Source organism: Geodermatophilus sp. SYSU D00691 (genome assembly GCF_054050275.1).
In genome coordinates, this window is record NZ_JBJGYZ010000011.1 from 1 (window position 1) to 18,699 (window position 18,699).

At 75.7% G+C, this 18,699-nt stretch carries 21 protein-coding genes and 2 pseudogenes; 10 read left to right on the forward strand and 13 right to left on the reverse strand.

Features of this window, described 5'->3' with window-relative positions:
- Window positions 1-588 (reverse strand): annotated as a pseudogene (locus ACI797_RS10150) (hypothetical protein); the annotation flags it as partial.
- A gap of 83 nt (window positions 589-671) precedes the next feature.
- Between ACI797_RS10150 and ACI797_RS10155 the strand changes: the two are divergent.
- A pseudogene (locus ACI797_RS10155) lies at window positions 672-1,216 on the forward strand (type 1 glutamine amidotransferase domain-containing protein).
- Here ACI797_RS10155 and ACI797_RS10160 read toward each other — a convergent pair.
- Window positions 1,213-2,163, reverse strand: a complete 951-nt coding sequence (locus tag ACI797_RS10160; RefSeq protein WP_456858490.1) for a hypothetical protein — start codon at window positions 2,161-2,163, stop codon at window positions 1,213-1,215. The pseudogene ACI797_RS10155 and the gene ACI797_RS10160 overlap by 4 nt on opposite strands.
- Before the next feature lie 104 nt (window positions 2,164-2,267).
- Complete coding sequence (locus tag ACI797_RS10165) at window positions 2,268-3,212, reverse strand: Ppx/GppA phosphatase family protein (RefSeq protein ID WP_456858491.1); 945 nt, start codon at window positions 3,210-3,212, stop codon at window positions 2,268-2,270.
- A gap of 71 nt (window positions 3,213-3,283) precedes the next feature.
- Between ACI797_RS10165 and ACI797_RS10170 the strand changes: the two genes are divergently transcribed.
- Window positions 3,284-4,111 carry a hypothetical protein gene (locus tag ACI797_RS10170; RefSeq protein WP_456858492.1) on the forward strand — a complete coding sequence of 276 codons (828 nt, stop codon included), beginning with the start codon at window positions 3,284-3,286 and terminating at the stop codon, window positions 4,109-4,111.
- On the opposite strand, the gene ACI797_RS10175 is transcribed toward ACI797_RS10170, so the two are convergent.
- A complete protein-coding gene (locus ACI797_RS10175) occupies window positions 4,004-5,092 on the reverse strand; it encodes a helix-turn-helix domain-containing protein (RefSeq protein ID WP_456858493.1) in 1,089 nt (362 codons plus the stop codon). The two genes, ACI797_RS10170 and ACI797_RS10175, sit on opposite strands and share 108 nt — an antisense overlap.
- Window positions 5,093-5,173: 81 nt before the next feature.
- Here ACI797_RS10175 and ACI797_RS10180 point away from each other — a divergent pair, with 81 nt between their 5' ends.
- Both ACI797_RS10180 and ACI797_RS10185 read left to right on the forward strand, forming a co-directional pair.
- The gene (locus ACI797_RS10180; protein ID WP_456858494.1) at window positions 5,174-5,380 is read left to right on the forward strand and encodes a hypothetical protein; all 207 of its coding nucleotides are present in this window, start codon (window positions 5,174-5,176) and stop codon (window positions 5,378-5,380) included.
- Between the two features lie 10 nt (window positions 5,381-5,390).
- A complete protein-coding gene (locus tag ACI797_RS10185; RefSeq protein WP_456858495.1) occupies window positions 5,391-5,594 on the forward strand; it encodes a DUF3072 domain-containing protein in 204 nt (67 codons plus the stop codon).
- Window positions 5,595-5,648: 54 nt separating this feature from the next.
- Here ACI797_RS10185 and ACI797_RS10190 read toward each other — a convergent pair whose 3' ends face one another.
- Together ACI797_RS10190 and ACI797_RS10195 are read right to left on the reverse strand one after the other, a co-directional pair.
- Window positions 5,649-6,329 (reverse strand): winged helix-turn-helix domain-containing protein, encoded by a 681-nt coding sequence (locus ACI797_RS10190; protein WP_456538596.1) that lies wholly within the window; start codon window positions 6,327-6,329, stop codon window positions 5,649-5,651.
- On the reverse strand, window positions 6,326-7,546 hold the full coding sequence (locus ACI797_RS10195) for a sensor histidine kinase (protein WP_456858496.1): 1,221 nt from the start codon (window positions 7,544-7,546) through the stop codon (window positions 6,326-6,328). Before ACI797_RS10195 ends, ACI797_RS10190 begins: the two co-directional genes overlap by 4 nt.
- 198 nt (window positions 7,547-7,744) lie before the next feature.
- On the opposite strand from ACI797_RS10195, the gene phoU reads away from it, so the two are divergent.
- Window positions 7,745-8,404, forward strand: a complete 660-nt coding sequence (phoU, locus tag ACI797_RS10200; protein WP_456858497.1) for a phosphate signaling complex protein PhoU — start codon at window positions 7,745-7,747, stop codon at window positions 8,402-8,404.
- 69 nt (window positions 8,405-8,473) lie between these two features.
- Here phoU and ACI797_RS10205 read toward each other — a convergent pair whose 3' ends face one another.
- Together ACI797_RS10205 and ACI797_RS10210 are read right to left on the reverse strand one after the other, a co-directional pair.
- On the reverse strand, window positions 8,474-9,229 hold the full coding sequence (locus ACI797_RS10205) for a phosphoglyceromutase (RefSeq protein WP_456858498.1): 756 nt from the start codon (window positions 9,227-9,229) through the stop codon (window positions 8,474-8,476).
- Between the two features lie 34 nt (window positions 9,230-9,263).
- Window positions 9,264-9,563 carry a hypothetical protein gene (locus tag ACI797_RS10210; RefSeq protein ID WP_456538592.1) on the reverse strand — a complete coding sequence of 100 codons (300 nt, stop codon included), beginning with the start codon at window positions 9,561-9,563 and terminating at the stop codon, window positions 9,264-9,266.
- 60 nt (window positions 9,564-9,623) lie between these two features.
- On the opposite strand from ACI797_RS10210, the gene ACI797_RS10215 reads away from it, so the two are divergent.
- A complete protein-coding gene (locus tag ACI797_RS10215) occupies window positions 9,624-10,373 on the forward strand; it encodes a class I SAM-dependent methyltransferase (RefSeq protein WP_456858499.1) in 750 nt (249 codons plus the stop codon).
- Window positions 10,374-10,386: 13 nt separating this feature from the next.
- Here the strand turns inward: ACI797_RS10215 and ACI797_RS10220 are convergent, their stop codons facing one another.
- The 3 genes from ACI797_RS10220 to mshA are packed head-to-tail and all read right to left on the reverse strand — an operon-like array spanning window position 10,387 to window position 13,765.
- Window positions 10,387-11,934, reverse strand: coding sequence for an MFS transporter (locus ACI797_RS10220; protein WP_456858500.1), 1,548 nt, complete (start codon window positions 11,932-11,934; stop codon window positions 10,387-10,389).
- Window positions 11,931-12,449, reverse strand: a complete 519-nt coding sequence (locus ACI797_RS10225; protein ID WP_456858501.1) for a YbjN domain-containing protein — start codon at window positions 12,447-12,449, stop codon at window positions 11,931-11,933. Before ACI797_RS10225 ends, ACI797_RS10220 begins: the two co-directional genes overlap by 4 nt.
- Complete coding sequence (mshA, locus tag ACI797_RS10230; protein ID WP_456858502.1) at window positions 12,446-13,765, reverse strand: D-inositol-3-phosphate glycosyltransferase; 1,320 nt, start codon at window positions 13,763-13,765, stop codon at window positions 12,446-12,448. Before mshA ends, ACI797_RS10225 begins: the two co-directional genes overlap by 4 nt.
- Window positions 13,766-13,866: 101 nt before the next feature.
- On the opposite strand from mshA, the gene ACI797_RS10235 reads away from it, so the two are divergent.
- Window positions 13,867-14,652 (forward strand): SDR family oxidoreductase, encoded by a 786-nt coding sequence (locus tag ACI797_RS10235; protein ID WP_456858503.1) that lies wholly within the window; start codon window positions 13,867-13,869, stop codon window positions 14,650-14,652.
- Window positions 14,653-14,664: 12 nt separating this feature from the next.
- On the opposite strand, the gene ACI797_RS10240 is transcribed toward ACI797_RS10235, so the two are convergent.
- Entirely contained in the window at window positions 14,665-15,675 is a 1,011-nt protein-coding gene (locus ACI797_RS10240; RefSeq protein WP_456858504.1) for a UDP-N-acetylmuramate dehydrogenase, read from the reverse strand.
- Between the two features lie 34 nt (window positions 15,676-15,709).
- On the opposite strand from ACI797_RS10240, the gene ACI797_RS10245 reads away from it, so the two are divergent.
- Genes ACI797_RS10245 through ACI797_RS10255 form a run of 3 tightly spaced genes read left to right on the forward strand, consistent with a single transcriptional unit; the run spans window position 15,710 to window position 18,173 of the window.
- Window positions 15,710-16,567 carry a class I SAM-dependent methyltransferase gene (locus tag ACI797_RS10245; protein WP_456858505.1) on the forward strand — a complete coding sequence of 286 codons (858 nt, stop codon included), beginning with the start codon at window positions 15,710-15,712 and terminating at the stop codon, window positions 16,565-16,567.
- The gene (locus ACI797_RS10250) at window positions 16,564-17,310 is read left to right on the forward strand and encodes a maleylpyruvate isomerase N-terminal domain-containing protein (RefSeq protein WP_456858506.1); all 747 of its coding nucleotides are present in this window, start codon (window positions 16,564-16,566) and stop codon (window positions 17,308-17,310) included. The genes ACI797_RS10245 and ACI797_RS10250 overlap by 4 nt, the downstream gene beginning before the upstream one ends.
- Window positions 17,310-18,173, forward strand: a complete 864-nt coding sequence (locus tag ACI797_RS10255) for a spermidine synthase (protein WP_456858507.1) — start codon at window positions 17,310-17,312, stop codon at window positions 18,171-18,173. Before ACI797_RS10250 ends, ACI797_RS10255 begins: the two co-directional genes overlap by 1 nt.
- On the opposite strand, the gene ACI797_RS10260 is transcribed toward ACI797_RS10255, so the two are convergent.
- On the reverse strand, window positions 18,163-18,675 hold the full coding sequence (locus ACI797_RS10260) for an O-acetyl-ADP-ribose deacetylase (protein ID WP_456858508.1): 513 nt from the start codon (window positions 18,673-18,675) through the stop codon (window positions 18,163-18,165). The two genes, ACI797_RS10255 and ACI797_RS10260, sit on opposite strands and share 11 nt — an antisense overlap.
- Between the last annotated feature and the right edge of the window lie 24 nt (window positions 18,676-18,699).

The window sequence follows — 18,699 nt, forward strand, 5'->3', positions numbered from 1 at the left end:
GCGGCCGTTCCAGGCCGCGCGCTCCCCCGCGATCGCCAGCAGGCGGGGGTCGGAGGTGGCGACGCCCGGCGACCCGGCGCCGGACATGAGGACGTTGAGGCAGCGCACGAACGCCAGGTCCGTGGCCGCACCGCGGCCCCCGACGAGCCGGACGCGCCGGTCGGCCAGCGCCCGGCAGCGGTCCTCGGCCCCCGGCTCGCGGGCCGGCACGACGACCACGGCGGTCGGCAGCTCCGCGGCCACGGCCGCGACGTCGTCCGCGGGGCCCTCGAGCGCGACGCCCAGCCCGGCGGTCCCGGCGGCGGTCGCCAGCGCCTGCGCACGGGCGGCGCCGAGCCGGGGGACCGACAGGGTCAGGTCGCAGGAGGCGGCCAGTCCGGCGTCCGCCGTGCGGGAGACCAGCGCGCCGAGTTCGGCCTCGTCGTCCCCGGGGTCCTCGGCCACGTGCTCGAGCGCCACCAACCGGCCCGAGGCGACCAGCTCGCCGGCCGCGCGCAGGGCGTCGTCGACCGTCGGCCCGGCGACGAACCGGCCGGCGACGGAGCGGCCCAGCAGGCGGCGCACGCCGGGCCGGGTCATCAGAGGCACGAGGAGAACCGTAGTGCTCAGAGCGTGTGTGCCTGCTCGGAGGCCGGGGTAGCCGCGCCCGCATGGCAGGAGAACTGGACGGGATGAAGGTCGCCGTCCTCGCGACCGACGGCGTCGAGCAGGTCGAGCTCGACCGGCCGTGGCAGGCGCTCGAGGAGGCCGGGGCGGAACCGGAGCTGGTGTCGTTCGAGGCCGGGACGATCACCGCCTACGACCACATCGACAAGGCCGACCGCAAGGAGGTCCACGCCACCCTGGGCGACGCCGACCCCGACGACTACACGGCGCTCGTGCTGCCCGGCGGCGTCATCAACGGGGACTTCGTGCGCGCCGACAGCGACGCCGTGGCGTTCGTGAAGGCCTTCTTCGACGCCGGCAAGCCGGTGGCGGCGATCTGCCACGCGCCCTGGGTGCTGGCCGAGGCCGACGTCGTCCGGGGCCGGCGGATGACCTCGTGGCCGTCGCTGCGCACCGATCTGCGCAACGCCGGGGCGAGTGGGTCGACGAGGAGCTCGTCGTCGACGGCAACCTGATCACCAGCCGCAAGCCCGACGACCTCGACGCGTTCTGCGCCGCGATCGTCGAGGAGTTCGCCGGCCGGACGGCCGACGAGGCCGTCGACGCCTAGCCGGTCGCCAGCAGCGCCGCAGCCGGGGCGACGGTGAGCAGCACCCCGGCGAAGACGAGGACGGCGAGCAGCTTCGGGCCCACGGGGTCGCGCGACATCTTGTGCCGGTAGGCACCGACGCCGGCCACCAGCCCGGTGACCGCGAGCGGCGCCACCAGGACGGCGAGGTGCGGCAAGGTCTCCCAGATCACCGTGAACAGGAAGTAGATCCCGACCCCCGCGGCCAGGGCGATCACCAGCTCACCGCCGAAGCGGACCCAGGCGAGCGCGCTCTCCTTCGGCGTGCCGTCCAGGTCCGCGGCGTCGGCCTCGTCGGTGACGACGGGGATCGGCCCCGTCGACGGGTTGTCGTCGAGCGGCTCGGCCGGCGGCGGCACCCGGCGCTCCTCGAGCGGCGGTGCCGCCGGCTTGCGGCGCTCGCCGACCCGGCCGGTCGAGCGGTCGTCGTCCGCCCGGCGGTCGCCGGCGCGCCGCTCGGGGCGCGGCTCGACGGCCCGCCGGTCGCCGACCCGGCCGGTCGACCGGTCGTCGTCGAGCGGGCGGTCGGCGACCCGGCCCGTGGACCGGTCGCCGTCGGGACGGCGGTCCTCGACCCGGCGGTCGGCGAGCCGGCGGTCGCCCTGGCGGCGCTCGCCGACGCGACCGGTGGAGCGGTCGTCGTCCGGCCGCCGGTCGGCCTGGCGGCGGTCGCCACCGGCACCGCGCTGGTCGCCGGCCCGCCGGTCGCGCACCGCACCGGTCTGCGCGGCGGCGCCGGGCACCTCGGGCTTGCCGGAGGGGCGGACACCGGGGATGGCCGCGGTCTGCGGATCGGCCGGCGCGGACGCCGCGATGCGCAGGTCGCCCGCGCGCCGGCCGTAGGGCCGCCCGCCGACCCGGCCGGTGTCGGAGGTCTCCTCCGCCTCGGCGCGGCGCTGCCGGATGCCGGTGTCGTCGGGATCGTCCACCCTCCGCCGCCGCTGGCCGCGGGTCGGGGACTCGATGCCGGCCTCCCGGAGGATCTCCGCGAGGGAACGGCCCCCGGTCTCGGGGTCCCGCCGTGGTTCGGCCATCACGCCCCTTCCAACGAGTCGAGTCGACGCAGGATGACACCTTCGCGCAACGCCCACGGGCAGATCCGCACCGACGGCACGTCGAGCGCCCGCATCGCCGCCTGCGCGACGACCGCGCCGGCCGGGATCTGGTGGGCGCGGTCGGGCGAGACGCCGGGCAGCTCGGCGAGCGCGCCGGACTCGATGCGCGACACGAACCCGACCAGCTGGCCGAGACCGGTGAGCGTGAGCCGGCGGTCGACCTGCAGCCCCGCCGAGTAGGGCGCGGCGCCGTTCAGGCGGGCCAGCGTGCGGAAGGTCTTGCTGGTGGCCGCCACCAGGTCGGGCGTGCCGAGGGCGCTCAGCTTGCGGGCGGCCGGCTCGATCAGCCGCTCGGCGTGCTCGTCGAGGGCGCGCAGCGCCTTGAGGTCGGGCCGCCCGCCGGTGCGGGCCTCGGGCAGGAACTTCCGGGTCATCCGCCCCGCGCCCAGCGGCAGCGAGAGCGCGACCTCGGGCTCCTCGTCCACCCCGCCAGCGAGCTCCAGCGACCCGCCGCCGATGTCGAGGACGAGCAGCCGGCCGGCGCTCCAGCCGAACCACCGGCGGACGGCGAGGAAGGTCAGCCGGGCCTCGTCCTCGCCGCTGAGGACCGTGAGGTCGACACCGGTCTGCTTCCTGACCCGGTCGAGCACCTCCAGACCGTTCTCGGCCTCGCGGATCGCCGAGGTGACCAGGGCCATGAAGTCCTCGCAGCCCTGCTTCTCGGCCTGGTCGCAGGCCTTCTGCACCGCCCGGACCAGGGCCTTCTCCCCCGCCTTGGACAGCTTGTCGTCCTTGCCGACGTGCTCGGCCAGCCGCAGCAGCTCGCGGTCGTCGTGCATCGGGGTCGGGTGCGCGCCCGCGTGGGCGTCGACCACGAGGAGGTGCACCGTGTTCGACCCGACGTCCAGGACTCCCAACCGCATGGTCACAGTCTGCCCGGTCGCGATCACCCGCACCGACCGGACACGGATCGGGCGGCGCCTAGGCTGGCGGGGTGTCCGACGAGCCGCCGCCCGAGGTGCCGCTCGACTTCGCGCGCGAGTGGGTGACGTTCCCCGACCCCGCCGACCCGGAGCACGTCGTCCGCGCCGATCTCACCTGGCTCACCTCCGCCTGGACCTGCATCTTCGGCCGCGGCTGCGCCGGCGTCGTCCCCGGCCGGCCGGACGACGGCTGCTGCAGCCACGGCGCGTTCTTCACCGAGGAGGACGACCTGCTGCGGGTCACCGCCGCGGTGGCCGACCTCACCGACGACGACTGGCAGCTCGCGCCCGTCGGCCGCGGGGACTGGACCGAGCAGGACGATGCCGAGGACGGGGTGGCCCCCGACGAGGCCGACGGCGTCCGCTCGCTGCGCACCCGCGTGGTCGACGGCGCCTGCGTCTTCCTCAACCGCCCGGGCCACCCCGGCGGCACCGGCTGCGCGCTGCACCGCATGGCGCTGCGCACCGGACTGCACCCGATGACCACCAAGCCCGACGTCTGCTGGCAGCTGCCGGTGCGCCGCGAGCAGGAGCACGTCGAGCGCCCCGACGGCACCAAGGTCCTGGTGACGACGATCGGCGAGTTCGACCGCCGCGGCTGGGGTCCCGGCGGGCACGACCTGCACTGGTGGTGCACCGGCTCGCCGGCCGCGCACGTCTCCCCCGAGCCGCTCGTGCTCACCTACGAGGCCGAGCTCACCGGGCTGATCGGCGGCCCGGCCTACGAGGAGCTACGCCGGCTGGCCGAGGCCCGCCTCGACGCCGGCCTCGTCGCGCCGCACCCGGCCAGCCCCGAGCCGGTGCTCGTCGAGCTGCACCGGCGCCGTCCCGGCGGCTGAGCCGCTGGGCGCCCCCACCGCTCGGAAGGTCTGCCGGTAGGCCCGCGGCGAGACGCCCCGCCGGCGGGTGAACTGCTCCCGCAGCCCGGCCGCGGTGCCGAAGCCGACCAGGCGGGCGATCTCCTCCACCGGCGCGTCCGTGTTCTCCAGCAGCTCCTCGGCCGCGGCCAGCCGCTGGCCGAGCAGCCAGGCGTGCGGGGTGGTGCCCGTCGTGGCCTTGAACCGGCGGGCGAAGCTCCGCGGGCTCATGAGCGCCCGCCGGGCCAGCAGCTCCACGCTGATGTCCTCGGCCAGGTGGCCGGTCGCCCACTCCAGGACGGCGCCGAGCAGGTCGTCGGCGCAGGCCGGGACGGGTGCGTCGATGAACTGCGCCTGCCCGCCGTCGCGGTGCGGGGGCACGACCATCTCGCGGGCCAGCGCGTTCGCCGCGGCCGCCCCCCACTCGCGCCGCACCAGGTGCAGCAGCGTGTCCACCCCGGCCGCGGTGCCCGCGCCGGTGATGACCGAGCCGTTGTCGACGTAGAGCACCGCCGGGTCGACGTCCAGCTCCGGGAAGCGGGCGGCGAGCTCGCCGGCGTAGCGCCAGTGCGTGGTCACCCGGAGCCCGCCGAGCAGCCCGGCGGCGGCGAGCACGAAGACACCGGTGCAGTGGCTGATCAGCTGCGCGCCCCGGGCGTGCGCGCGGCGCAGCGCGTCGAGCATCGCCTCCGACGGCACGTGCTCGAACAGCTCCCACGCGGTGATGAGCACGATGTCGGACCGGTCGATGCGCTCCAGCCCGTGCTCGACCACGACGCCCAGGCCGGTGTCGGTGCGCAGGATGCCCGGCACCTCGGCCACCAGACCGAAGTCGAACCGGGGCAGCCCGAGGTGCCGGCGGTCGTAGGCGAACACCTCGTGGCAGACGCCGAGGCCGAAGCTGCCGACGAGGCCGTCGGCGAGGACGACGCTGACCACGAGGGGACGGTCCGGGACGGTCATGCCGACAGTGTGGCAGAAAAGATGCGATAGCGGTCAGTCCTGCCACTCGTGCGGACCGCGGTGCCGCAGCAGGCTGTCCGCATGTTGCTGATCACCTGCCCCGTCACCGGCCGCGACGAGCTGATCTCCGCGCTGCAGATCCGCGGGATCGCCAACCACGCCGACCACATCGCCGTCACCGTCGCGTGCCCCTGCGGCGAGACGCACGTCCACCGCACCGGCCGGCGCTGGGCCGAGGCCACCCCGGTCGTCCCGGCTCGGGAGGCGGCGGAGCTCATCCCGGCCTAGAGTCGAACACATGAGCGAACCGCAGCAGGACCGCACCGCGGAGAAGGACCCGTCCGACTGGGTGACCGGGGACGAACCCGCCACCGGCGCCCAGAAGAGCTACCTGCAGACCCTCGCCCGCGAGGCGGGCGAGGACGTGCCCGACGAGCTGACCAAGGCCGACGCCTCGCGGAAGATCGACGAGCTGCAGGACGAGACGGGCCGGGGGCAGTAGCCCCGTCGGGGGCTCCCCGAGGGCGGACCCGGCGGGCCCGCCGCTCGAGGAGCCTCAGGCCTCCAGCTTGTAGCCCAGGCCGCGGACCGTCAGCAGGTAGCGGGGGTTGGCCGGGTCGGGCTCGATCTTGGCGCGCAGCCGCTTGACGTGGACGTCGAGGGTCTTGGTGTCGCCCACGTAGTCCGAACCCCAGACCCGGTCGATCAGTTGCATGCGGGTGAGCACCCGGCCGGCGTTGCGCATCAGGAGCTCGAGCAGGTCGAACTCCTTGAGCGGCAGCGCCACCGGCTCGCCGTCCACGGCCACGACGTGCCGCTCGACGTCCATCCGGACCGGCCCGGCCTCGAGCACCGGCTCGGCCGGCGCCTCCCCCTCGCCGCGGCGGCGCAGCACCGCGCGGATCCGGGCCACCAGCTCGCGCGCCGAGTACGGCTTCGTGACGTAGTCGTCGGCGCCCAGCTCCAGGCCGACGACCTTGTCGATCTCGCCGTCCTTGGCCGTGAGCATGATGATCGGCACGTTGCTGCGGCTGCGCAGCTGACGGCACACCTCGGTGCCGGGCAGGCCGGGGAGCATGAGGTCGAGCAGCACGATGTCGGCGCCGCCGCGGTCGAACTCCGCCAGGGCGTCCGGCCCCGTCGCGGCGACGGCGGCCTCGAACCCCTCGCGCTTGAGCATGTAGGACAGCGCGTCGGAGAACGACTCCTCGTCCTCGACCACCAGTACCCGCGTCATTCCCGTCCTCTCGAGACGTCGGCGGCGACGACGTCGTCCGCCGGTTCCTGCTCCTCCCCGGCGGGCCCGGCCGCGGGGACGTCGTTCGCCAGGGGGATGCGGAGCGTGAACGTCGAGCCGACGCCCTCCTCGCTCCAGACGGTGACCGAGCCACCGTGGTTGTTGGCGACGTGCTTGACGATCGCCAGGCCGAGCCCGGTGCCGCCGGTGCGGCTCGCCCGCGACTGGTCGACCCGGTAGAAGCGCTCGAAGATCCGGCTGCGGTCGGCCCGCGGGATGCCGATCCCGCTGTCGGTCACCGCGATCTCGGCGAACCCGGAGCGGCCGCGGGCGGCGACGGCGATCTTCGTGTCCTCGGGGCTGTACGCGACGGCGTTGGCCAGCAGGTTGGTCACCGCGGTGGCCAGCTGCGCCTCCACGCCGCGGACGACGAGCCCGTGCTCCCCGCCGGTCGCGATGGCGATCTTCTTGGCGGCCGCGGCGGTGCGGGTGCGGTCGACGGCCTCGGCGATGACCGTGTCGACGGCGACCGGCTCGAGGTCGGGCAGCGGCTCGGCGCCCTGCAGCCGGGAGAGGTCGATGAGCTCGCGCACCAGCCGGCCCAGCCGCTCGGCCTCGTGCCCGGCCCGCTCGGCGAAGCGCCGCACCGTGTCGGGGTCGTCGGCGGCGTCCTGCAGCGCCTCGGCGAGCAGCGCCAGCGCCCCCACCGGCGTCTTGAGCTCGTGGCCGACGTTCGCGACGAAGTCGCGGCGGACCGCCTCGCCGCGGCGCACCTCGGTGACGTCGGACAGGATGAGCGCGACCGGCCCGGGCGGCGGCGCCGCGCCGCTGTCGAGGCGCACGCCGTGCACCTCCATCAGCCGCGGGCCGCTGCCGACCAGCCCGCCGGGCAGGCGGACGTCGCGGCGCCGGCTGCCGCCGGTGCGCACCTCGAGGGAGAGCTGGAGCAGCTCGGGCACCAGCAGGCGGGTGTCGCGCACGATGCCCAGGGCGCGAGCGGCGGGGTTGGCGAGGACGAGGACGTCGTCGGCGTCGAGGAGGACGACCGCGGGGTCCATGAGGTCGACCAGCCGCCGGGCCAGGGCCGCCTCCGACGGCGCCCCGGCCGGCTCGGGGGTCCGGTCCTCCCGGGCCGCGCGCACGCGCGGCACCAGCACCGCCGCGGCGATCCCGGCGCCGACGGCGAGGCCGATCAGGAGCACGACCAGCGTCGTCACGCCACCGATGCTAGGTGCGCGGGAAGCCGACCCAGGAACGGTTCGCGGTCGACGTCACCCGTCCCGGGGGACTGTTCACCGTCGTGTGGTCCTGCGTTCACCTCGGCGCCCGCTGGGGCACCCAGGGGGCCTCCTACCCTGCAGGAGACGCGCGTCTTGGAACACCGGTCGACGCGGCCGGGAGAGGGGCAACGAACAGTGCGCCAGCAGTACCACGAGGAACTCGCCGACATCAACAACTGCCTGGTCCAGATGGCCAACACGGTGGGCTCGGCGATGCACAAGGCCACCACCGCCCTGCTGGACGCCGACGTCGCCCTGGCCGACCTGGTCATCGCCGGCGACCAGCACGTCGACGACACCCGCGAGAGCATCGAGCAGCGCTGCTTCACGCTGCTCGCCCAGCAGCAGCCGGTCGCCACCGACCTGCGCACGATCACCGCCGCGATGCGGATCGTGGCCGACCTCGAGCGCATGGGCGACCTCGCCGTCCACGTCGCCAAGCTCGCCCGCATGCGGTTCCCGGAGGCGGCGGTGCCCACCGAGGTGCGGCCGATCTTCCTCGAGGCCGGGCACGTCGCCGAGCGGCTGGTCGCGCAGACCGCCGCGGTGATCGCCAAGCTCGACGTCGAGGCGGCGACCCGCCTGGAGGCCGACGACGACCTCATGGACCAGCTGCACCGGCAGCTGTTCCGCGAGCTGCTGTCCAAGGAGTGGCCGCACGGCATCGAGGCGGCGATCGACGTCACGCTGCTCGGCCGCTACTACGAGCGGTTCGCCGACCACGCCGTCAGCGTCGCCCGCCGGGTCGTCTACCTGGTGACCGGCGAGCGGGAGATGCACGCGACCGCCAGCTGACGTCGTCCAGTTGCGCCTGAGGGGCGGTTCCCCGGTGGGGAGCCGCCCCTCAGGCGCATCTGGACGGACCTACTTCTTCTTGCCCTGGTTCTTGACCGCCTCGATGGACGCCGCCGCGGCCTCGGGGTCGAGGTACTCGCCGCCGGGCTTGACCGGGCGCAGGTCGTCGTCGAGGTCGTAGCGCAGCGGGATGCCGGTGGGGATGTTCAGCCCGACGACCTCCTCCTCGCCCATGCCGTCGAGGTGCTTCACCAGCGCCCGCAGGCTGTTGCCGTGCGCGGCGACCAGCACCGTCCGCCCGGTGCGCAGGTCGGGGACGATCGCGTCGTACCAGTACGGCAGCATCCGGACGACGACGTCGGCCAGGCACTCGGTGGCCGGGCGCACCTCGGGCGGCAGCACCGCGTAGCGGGCGTCGCCGTCCTGGCTGTACTCGCTGCCGGGCTCGATCGGCGGCGGCGGGGTGTCGTAGGAGCGCCGCCAGGTCATGAACTGCTCCTCGCCGTACTCGGCGAGGGTGGCGGCCTTGTCCTTGCCCTGCAGTGCGCCGTAGTGCCGCTCGTTGAGCCGCCAGGAGCGCTTCACCGGGATCCACTGCCGGTCGGCCGCGGCCAGCGCCAGCTCGGCCGTGGCGATCGCCCGCTTGAGCACCGAGGTGTGGCAGACGTCGGGCAGCAGCCCGGTCTCGACCAGCAGCTCGCCGCCGCGCGCGGCCTCGGCGCGCCCCTTGTCCGACAGCGGGACGTCGACCCACCCGGTGAACAGGTTGGCCTTGTTCCACTCGCTCTCGCCGTGGCGCAGCAGTACCAGGGTTCCGGTGGTCACGGCCTCATCCTGCCGGACGGCCCGACCGGCCCGCTCAGGCGGTGATCGCCGGCCAGACCAGCCACAGCTCGTAGGCGGCCGGCGGCGCCAATCCCAGCAGCAGCCAGTAGCTGCGGATCCGGCGGGCGGCTCCCCAGCGCACGGCCGCGACGAAGCCGACGCTGCACACCACGGCCACCGACAGCCACAGCACGGTGGCCAGGACGTCGACGTCGAACAGCTGGGCGAAGACGAGCTGGACGGCGCAGAGCAGCATCGGGTAGACGAGCGCGGAGGCCGCCACGACGCCCATCAGCGCCCGGACGAAGCGCTGCTGCGCGGTGCTGCCGTCCATCGACCCCCACGCTAACCGCGAACCTCCCCCGGCGGCACCGGTCAGGGCAGGATCTCACCCGTGAGCGCGGCGCGGCGGTGGGCGGAGGAGCTGGCGGCGTGGGCGATCGACCCGCGGATCCTGGCCGCCGCCCCGGAGTCGCCGTACGGCTTCCCACCCGGGCTGTTCGGCAGCGGGCGCGGCTCGGCGGCCACCCTCGACGCGGTGCGCGCGGCGCTGCCGGGCAGCGTCCTCGACGTCGGCTGCGGTGGCGGCGGGGCCAGCATCCCCGCCGGCGCCGGCGAGCTGCTCGCCGTCGACGAGTCCGCCGCGATGCTGGACCGCTACCGCGCCGCGGCGGGCGACGTGCCCGCGCGCACCTGGCTCGGTCGCTGGCCCGACGTCGCCGACGCCGTCCCCGCCGCCGACGTGGTCGTGGCCGCGAACGTCGTCTACAACGTGCCCGACCTCGTCCCGTTCCTCACCGAGCTGACCGCGCACGCCCGGCGGCGGGTGGTCGTCGAGCTGACCGACACCCACCCGTGGACGTCGCTGGCGCCGCTGTGGCGGCACTTCCACGGCCAGGACAGACCGGACGGCCCCACGTCCGCGCTGTTCGAGGAGGTGCTGGCCGAGCTGGGGCTGCGGCCGTCGTCCGTGCGGTGGGAGCGACCGGACCTGTGGCGTGACGCCGACCCGGCGGAGGTGCTCGCGTTCACCCGGCGCCGGCTGTGCCTGCCGGCATCGCGCGACCCCGAGGTCGCCGACGCCCTGGCCCGGCTGGCGCCACCCCGGACGCCGACCTCGACGACCTTCTGGTGGGCGCCCTGATCGACCGCGCGCCTCAGCTCCGGCTGCGCCGGCCCGGCAGCCACGTGAGGACGACGACGGCGGCGACCAGGCTGGCGGTCGCGGTGCCGACGGCGGTCAGGTGCATCGCGGAGACGAACGCCTCGCGGGCGGGCTCCACCACGGCGCCGGCCGCCGCGGCGAGGTCGGGATCGCCACCCGCGGTGACCCGGCGGACCACCTCGAGGGTGGCGACGACGGACTCCCCCGCCTGGTCGCGCACCCCGGCCGGCAGCGGCTCGAGGGCGTCGCCCAGGTCGTCGCGGTAGGCGGCGGTGAGCAGCGACCCGAGGATCGCGACCCCCAGCGCGCCGCCCACCTGGCGCACCGAGTTGTTCACCGCGGCGCCCGCGCCGGCCTTGTCCCGCGGCACGACCGACATGATCGACTCGGTCGCCGGCGCCATCACCGCGCCCATGCCCAGGCCCTGCACCGAGAACAGGACGACGATCAGCCAGACCGGCGAGGTGAGGTCGAGCAGCTGGATGCCGGCGAACGAGGCGCTGATCGCCAGGAACCCGGCCGCGCAGACCGCCTTCGGGCCGAAGCGTTCGGCCAGCCGGGAGCTGCGCGGCGCCATGACCGCCATGCCCACGGCGACCGGGATGAGCAGGGCACCGCTCTGCAGCGCGGTGTAGCCGCGGCCGCCCTGCAGGTAGTAGACGAGGTAGAAGGTCGCCCCCTGCAGGGCGAAGAAGTTCAGCCCGAGCGCGGCGGCGGCCGCGGAGAAGGCGGGGTTGCGGAACAGCGAGACGTCCAGCGCGGGGTGGCTCGAGCGGCGCTGCAGCCAGACGAACAGGGCCAGCAGCACGATGCCGCCGCCCAGCGGGACGAGGACGGTCGGGTCGGTCCACCCGACGCCGGAGCCGCCGCGGATGATGCCGTAGACCAGCCCCACCAGGGCCACGATGGACAGCAGGACGCCGGGCACGTCGAGGCGCCGCGGCTGCGGGTCGCGCGACTCCGGGACGACCGCGAGCACGCCGGCGATCCCGAGCAGGCAGACCGGGACGCCGATGAGGAACACCGCGCCCCACCAGAAGTGCTGCAGCACCGCCCCGCCGGCCAGCGGGCCGCCGGCGACCGCGATGCCCGCCGTCCCGGCCCAGACGCCGATCGCGCGGCCGCGCTCGCGGGGCGGGAAGACGTTGGTGATGACGGCGAGCGTCGTCGGCTGGACCGCGGCGCCGCCGACGCCCATCACCGCGCGCCAGACGATCAGCTCGACCGGGCTGCCGCTGAAGGCGGCGAAGGTGGACGCCACCGCGAACACCGTCAGGCCGATGAGCAGGGTCCGGCGCCGGCCGATCCGGTCACCTATGACGCCCCAGGAGAACAGCAGGCCGGCGAACACGAGGATGTAGGCGTCGATCGCCCACTGCAGCTCACCCTGGGTGGCGTCGAGCTCCCGCTGCAGCGTGGGCAGCGCGACGTTGAGGATCGTGTTGCCGGTGATCACGACCAGGAGGCAGACGGTCATGGTGGCGAGGACCCACCACCGCCGGGCGTAGCCCGGCCGCTCCTCCTCGGCCGGATCGGTCACCCGCGGCGCTCGCCCCCGGACCGCTGGGCGAAGGCCGCGAAGGCCTCGAGGTTGCGCAGCGACTCCCCGCGCTTGACCCGCCACTCCCACTCGCGCCGGATCGAGGTGCCGAAGCCGATCTCGAGCATGGCGTTGAAGTGGTCGTCGGCGTAGCTGAGCACCGAGCCGAGGATGCGGTCGATCTCCTCCGGGGTCACCGCGGCGTGCGGCAGCCGGCCGGTGAGGTAGATGTCGCCCACGCTGTCGATCGAGTACGCGACGCCGTACATCCGGGCGTTGTGCTGCAGCAGGAAGGTCCACAGCTGCTCGCGGTTCTCGTCGGGCTGGCGGCAGACGAACGCCTCCACCCGCAGCGCGTGCTCGCCGACGATCAGCCCGCAGACGGTCTTGAGCTTCTTCGTGCCGGGCAGGTCGACCAGCCACCGGCCGGCGGCGGGGTGCTCGTGCACCAGCTCGCTGTCGCGCAGGGTCTGCCCGATCACCTCGTCGAGCCGCGCGACGACGTCGGAGCTCACCGCGCGACCGAGGCGCCGGGGATGGCGCGGATCGGGGCCAGCGCCGGCACGCCGGCGGCCATCTCGGAGGCGGCGGCGGAGTACGCCTCGACCAGCGACTCGGCGGTGCGGTCCCACGAGAACCGGGCCGCGTGCCGGCGGGCGCCCGCGGCGAGGAACGGCCGGCGGGCGAGCGCGCTGCGGATCGCCGCGGCGTAGTCGGCGGGGTCGCGGCCCTCGACGAGCAGGCCGGAGACGCCGTCGCGGACCGCGGTCGGCAGCCCGCCCACGGCGGCGGCCACCACCGGCGTCCCGCAGGCCTGCGCCTCCAGCGCCACCAGGCCGAAGGACTCGTTGTGGCTGGGGACGACGGCGACGTCGGCGGCGCGGTAGTGGTCGGCCAGCCGGTGCGGGGCCTGCGGGGGCAGGAAGCGGACCAGCCCGCCGATGCCCAGCCGCGTGGCCAGCTCCTCCAGCTGCCGTGGCGCCTCCAGGCCGGACCCGCTGGGGGCGCCGATGACGTGCACCTCGAGCCGGTCGCGCAGCGACGGGTCGTCGGCGAGCATCCGCGCCGCGGCCCCCAGCAGCAGGTCGGGGGCCTTGAGCGGCTGGATCCGGCCGACGAACATCAGCACGACGGCGTCCTGCCGGATGCCGAGCGCGCGCCGGGCCGCCACCCGGTCGCCCGGCGAGAAGCGGTCGAGGTCGACGCCGGGCGGCACCACGAGCGTGCGGCGCGGGTCGGCGCCGTAGAAGCGGACCAGCTGGCGCGCCTCCTCCTCGGTGTTGGCGATCAGCCGGTCGGCCTCGGCGACCACCTGCTCCTCGCCGACCACCCGGACGCGGGGCTCGGGGCGGTCCCCCGCGGCCAGCGCGGCGTTCTTGACCTTGGCCAGGGTGTGCGCGGTGTGCACCAGCGGGACGCTCCACCGGTCGCGGGCCAGCCAGCCCACCTGCCCGGAGAGCCAGTAGTGCGAGTGGACGACGTCGTAGTGGCCGGGCTCGTGCTGGGCCTCCTCGCGCAGCACCGCGGCGGTGAAGGCGCACAGCTGCGCCGGCAGCTCTTCCTTGCCGAGGTCCTCGAACGGACCGGCGGGGACGTGCCGGACGGTGACGCCGGGGCTCATCTCGACGACCGGCGGCAGGTCGCTGGAGGTGGCGCGGGTGAAGACGTCGACCTCGATGCCGCGGGCGGCCAGCCGCCGGGAGACCTCGACGATGTAGACGTTCATCCCGCCGGCGTCCCCGGCCCCGGGCTGGTCGAGCGGGCTGGTGTGCACCGAGAGGGTGGCGACCCGGCGCGGGGTCCCGGACCGGCGGAAACGGCGAGCGGGCACGCGTGACCTCCCGCTCCTGCTGTTCCTGGCTGCTGGCTGCACGAGGGGTGTCAACGCACCCCTGCCGGCTCTCCATCCTGCAACAGCGTCAGGATGACCACATGCCCGGACCCTCCACCTCTCAACCACGCGTCCCGTCCCGGCCCTCCGGATCGGGCCGCGTCGCCGTCGTCACCGGCGCCTCGAGCGGCATCGGCGCGGCCACCGCCGAGCGCTTGGCGGAGGAGGGGTTCGACGTCGTCCTCGGCGCGCGACGGCTGGACCGGCTGACCGGGCTGGCCGGGCGGATCGGCGGGCGGGCGCTCCCGCTCGACGTCACCGACCAGGCCTCGGTGGACGCCTTCTGCGCGCAGCTCGACCGGGTGGACGTGCTGGTCAACAACGCGGGCGGGGCCTTCGACGCCAACCCGGTGGCCGACGCCGACCTCGACTCGTGGGCGCGCACCTACGACGTCAACGTGCTGGGCACCGTCCGGCTGACCAAGGCGCTGCTGCCCGCGCTGCGCGCCTCCGGGGCCGGTGACCTCGTGTTCGTCGGCTCCACCGCCGGCTTGATCAGCTACGAGGGCGGTGCCTCCTACACCGCGGCCAAGCACGGGGTGCACACGCTGGTGGAGACCCTGCGGCTGGAGCTGGTCGCCGAGCCGGTGCGGGTGATCGAGATCGCACCCGGGATGGTCCGCACGGAGGAGTTCTCGCGGATCCGGTTGGGCTCGCAGGAGAAGGCCGACGCGGTCTACCAGGGGGTGCGCGAGCCGCTGGTGGCCGAGGACGTCGCCGACTGCATCGCCTGGACGGTGACCCGGCCGCACCACGTGAACGTCGACCTCATGGTCGTGCGCCCCCGCGCGCAGGCCGCCCAGCACAAGGTCCACCGCGAGGACTAGGCGCTTTTCGGGCTAGGGCACCTCCAGGGCGGTGGGCTCGCGTTCCAGCGTCACGCCGAACCGCTCCCGGACGGCGGCCACCACCCGGTCGGCGAAGGCGAGGAGCTCGGCGGCGGTGGCGCCGTCCTCGGTGGTGAGGGCCAGGCTGTGCCGCGACGACGTCCCCACGCGGCCGGCGCGGGTGCCCCGGCCGAAGCCGGCGTGCTGCACCAGCCATGCGGCGCTGAGCTTGACCTGCCCGTCGTGCGCCGGCCAGCTCGGGCAGCCGTCGACGGCGCGGTCGGCCGGCACGACCGGGTTGGTGAAGAACGACCCGGCACTGCGGCTGTCGGGGTCGGCGGGGTCGAGCACCATGCCCTTGCCGCGGCGCAGCCGCAGCACCGCCTCGCGGACGTCGGCCAGCGGCGCCCGGTCCCCCAGCTCGACGCCCAGCGTGCGGGCCAGCTCGGCGTACCCGACCGGGGCCGAGAGGTCGCCGGGGTGCAGCGCGAACGAGACCTCGAGGACGACGAACCGGCCGGGCTCGCGCTTGAGCCGGCTGTCGCGGTAGCCGAAGCCGCACTCGGCCGGCGCGAGGGTGCGCTCGTTCTTCTCCGCGCGGTCCCACACGCGCACGGCGGTGATCGTCTGGGCGACCTCCTGGCCGTAGGCGCCCACGTTCTGCACCGGCGTCGCACCGGTCGACCCGGGGATGCCGGAGAGCGCCTCCATGCCGGCCAGCCGCTCGGCGACGGTGCGCGCGACGAGCCCGTCCCAGTCCTCACCGGCCTGGACGACGAGCGTGTCGCCGGTGCGCTCGATCCCGCGGCTGCGGACCGCGACGACGTCGCCGGGCCACCCCTCGTCGGGCGCCACCAGGTTCGAGCCGCCGCCCAGGAGCAGCAGCGGCCGGCCGGCCTCGTCGGCATCCCGCACGGCCTCGACCAGCTCGGCGGCGTCGGTCACCTCGACGAGCCGGTCGATCGGACCGCCCACCGCCAGGGTGGTGAGGTCGGCCAGCCGGGCGTCGCGTCGCACGTGCACGCGTCCACGCTAACCGCGACTACGCTCCGGACAGGTGAGCGGCGGGAGTGACCACAAGCAGCGGGCGACCCTGCCACCGGTCCGCAAGAAGGCGCCCCGCCTCGCCGCCGGCCGCGCCCGCGCGCTCGGCCTGCCCACCCGCGGCACCACCAACGCCAACCGCCTGCGCCGGGTCGACCGCTGGCTGCTCGCCACGCAGGTCCCTCGGCTGCGCGACGCCGCGCGGCCGCTCGTCGTCGACCTCGGCTACGGCGCCTCCGCCGTCACCACCCTGGAGCTGGTCGAGCGGCTCGCCCCCGAGGTCAAGGGGCTGGAGGTCGTGGGGCTGGAGATCGACCCCGAGCGGGTGACCGCCGTCGCCGCCGACCGCGATCCGCCACGGGTCGACTTCCGGCTGGGCGGGTTCGAGCTGGCGGGGCTGCAGCCGGTGCTCGTGCGCGCCTTCAACGTGCTGCGCCAGTACGACCTGGAGTCGGCGAGCCGGGCGTGGGACACCATGCGCAGCTCGCTCGCCCCGGGCGGGCTGGTCGTCGAGGGCACCTGCGACGAGTGGGGACGGCGCGCGGCGTGGGTGGCCCTGGACGACGACGGCCCGCTCACCCTCACCTTCTCCGCGCGGGTGTCGGACCTGCAGGCGCCGTCCGACCTCGCCGAGCGGCTGCCCAAGGCGCTCATCCACCACAACGTCCCCGGCCAGCCCGTGCACGACTTCCTCCGGGCCTTCGACGCCGCCTGGGCCGCCGTCGCGAGCCTGTCGGCGTTCGGCCCGCGGCAGCGCTGGGCCGGCGCGGTGGAGGCGCTCGCCGAGCAGGGCTGGCCCGTGATCGGGCCGGCCAGGCGGTGGAAGCAGGGCGAGGTGACGGTCCGCTGGTCGGCCGTGGCGCCCGCGTGACGGCCGACGAGCGGTTCCGGCTGCGGTGCATCGAGGCGGTGGTCGAGGAGGGCGAGCGGGTGGGCGTGCTCGCCGCCGAGCTGGACGCCGACGGCCGGCTCGGCGTCGTCGTCCCGTGGGTGCCGGCGTGGACGGCGGCCGACCTGGTGGCGCACCTGGGCACGGTGCACCGCTGGGCGACCGCGATCGTCACCGCCGGGCACGCCGACTCCCCGCCGGCCGGGCGCAGCGCACCGGACGGCGCCCTCCTCGACTGGTACGGCGCGGGCCTGAGCGGCCTGGTGCGGGCGCTGCGCGAGACGCCGCCCGACGCCCCCGCCTGGCACATGAGCCCGGCCGCGCCCAAGGTGGCCGCCGAGTGGGCCCGCCGCCAGGCGCACGAGCTGGCCGTGCACCGGATGGACCTCGAGGCCGCGGCCGGCGTCGCGCACGCGCCGCTGGAACCGGCGCTGGCCGCCGACGGCGTGGCCGAGCTGCTCGGCGTCGTCGTCCCCCGGTGGGCGCACACCGAGCCGCTGCGCGACGCCGAGGCCGTGGTGGCGGTCACCGACACCGACACCGGCCGCGAGTGGGAGGTGCGGGTGACCCGCGGCGCGGTCGAGGTCGCCGGATCGCACTCCGGCGCCGCGCAGGCGCACGTGCGCGGCGGGGGCACCCAGCTGCTGCTGCACCTGTGGGGTCGCCCGGCCGAGGTGCGGGTCGAGGGCGACGCAGCCGCCGAGGCGCTGCTGCGCGGCCGCTGATGGCGCGACGCAGGGGGCGCGACGAGGTGCTGCCGCCGGGGCCGACGCCGGTGCTCGGCGGCACCGCCGAGCTGCTCGGCGACGCCGACCGCGACGCCTCCTGGGTGCTCCTGGTGAACGGCACGCCGCAGTCGCACGTCGACCTCGACGAGCCGACCCACCTGGAGTTCGAGTACGTCCGGCGGATGGGGCACGTGCTGGACCTCGCCGCCGAGGAGGGCCGGCCGCTCGACGTCGTCCACCTGGGCGGCGGCGCGCTCACGCTGCCCCGATACGTCGCCGCCACCCGCCCGGGCTCGCGCCAGCGGGTGGCCGAGATCGACGAGCCGCTCACCGAGCTGGTGCGGGCACACCTGCCGCTGCCGCGGGACGCGCGGGTGCGGGTGCGGGCCGCCGACGCCCGCGAGGCGCTCGCCTCCATGCACCCGGGCAGCGCCGACGTGGTCGTCGTCGACGTCTTCGCCGGTGCGCGCACCCCGGCGCACCTGACCACGGTCGAGTTCGCCTGCGAGGTGCACCGCGTGCTGCGGCCCGGCGGCGTGCTCGCCGCCAACGTGGCCGACGGCCCGCCGCTGGCGTTCGCGCGGACGCAGGTGGCGACCCTGCGGGCGGTGTTCCGGCACGTCTGCGTCCTCGCCGAGCCGGGCACGCTGCGCGGCCGGCGGTTCGGCAACCTGGTCGCGGTCGCCTCCGACGCGCCGCTGCCGGTGCCCGCGCTCGTCCGCCGCTGCGCCGGCGACCCGATGCCCTCGCGCGTCGTCGCCGGGGGCGACCTGGTCCGCTTCGCCGGGGACGCCCGGCCGGTGCCCGACGCCGAGGCGCAGCCCTCCCCCGAGCCACCGGAGGGCGTCTTCAGCCGCTGAGCGCGGCCTCGAACGCGGCCAGCGCCTCCGCGGAGAACAGCACGAACCGCACCTCGGCCACGTGCTCGACGGCGACCGAGCGCACGCCCGCGACGGCCTGCCGCGCCGCGTCGTCCAGGGGCCAGCCGTAGATGCCGGCCGAGACGGCGGGGAACGCGACACTGCGGGCGCCCAGCCCGTCGGCCACCCGCAGGCTCGTGGCGTAGCAGGAGCGCAGCACCGCCGAGCGGTCCTCGGTCGCCGACCAGATCGGCCCGGCGGTGTGCACGACCCAGCGCGCGGGCAGCCGCCCGGCCGTCGTCGCGACGGCGTCGCCCCGGGGCAGCCGTCCCTCGGGCAGCCGGGCCTTCAGCGCCCGGCACTCGGCGAGGATCTCCGGCCCGCCGGCCCGGTGGACGGCGCCGTCCACGCCGCCGCCCCCGAGCAGCCCGGGGTTGGCCGCGTTCACGACGACGTCCACGTCGGCCTCGGTGATGTCGCCCAGGACGGCGCGCAGGTCCACGTCTGCACCGTAGGGTCGGCAGGC

What these genes read in the sequence shown, in the direction of transcription:
- ACI797_RS10175 (WP_456858493.1), bottom strand. Translation starts at nt 5,092, where the DNA reads ATGACCGTCCCGGACCGTCCCCTCGTGGTCAGCGTCGTCCTCGCCGAC.
- ACI797_RS10255 (WP_456858507.1), top strand. Translation starts at nt 17,310, where the DNA reads ATGGCGCGACGCAGGGGGCGCGACGAGGTGCTGCCGCCGGGGCCGACG.
- ACI797_RS10235 (WP_456858503.1), top strand. Translation starts at nt 13,867, where the DNA reads ATGCCCGGACCCTCCACCTCTCAACCACGCGTCCCGTCCCGGCCCTCC.
- ACI797_RS10180 (WP_456858494.1), top strand. Translation starts at nt 5,174, where the DNA reads ATGTTGCTGATCACCTGCCCCGTCACCGGCCGCGACGAGCTGATCTCC.
- ACI797_RS10210 (WP_456538592.1), bottom strand. Translation starts at nt 9,563, where the DNA reads ATGGACGGCAGCACCGCGCAGCAGCGCTTCGTCCGGGCGCTGATGGGC.
- ACI797_RS10190 (WP_456538596.1), bottom strand. Translation starts at nt 6,329, where the DNA reads ATGACGCGGGTACTGGTGGTCGAGGACGAGGAGTCGTTCTCCGACGCG.
- ACI797_RS10165 (WP_456858491.1), bottom strand. Translation starts at nt 3,212, where the DNA reads ATGCGGTTGGGAGTCCTGGACGTCGGGTCGAACACGGTGCACCTCCTC.
- ACI797_RS10185 (WP_456858495.1), top strand. Translation starts at nt 5,391, where the DNA reads ATGAGCGAACCGCAGCAGGACCGCACCGCGGAGAAGGACCCGTCCGAC.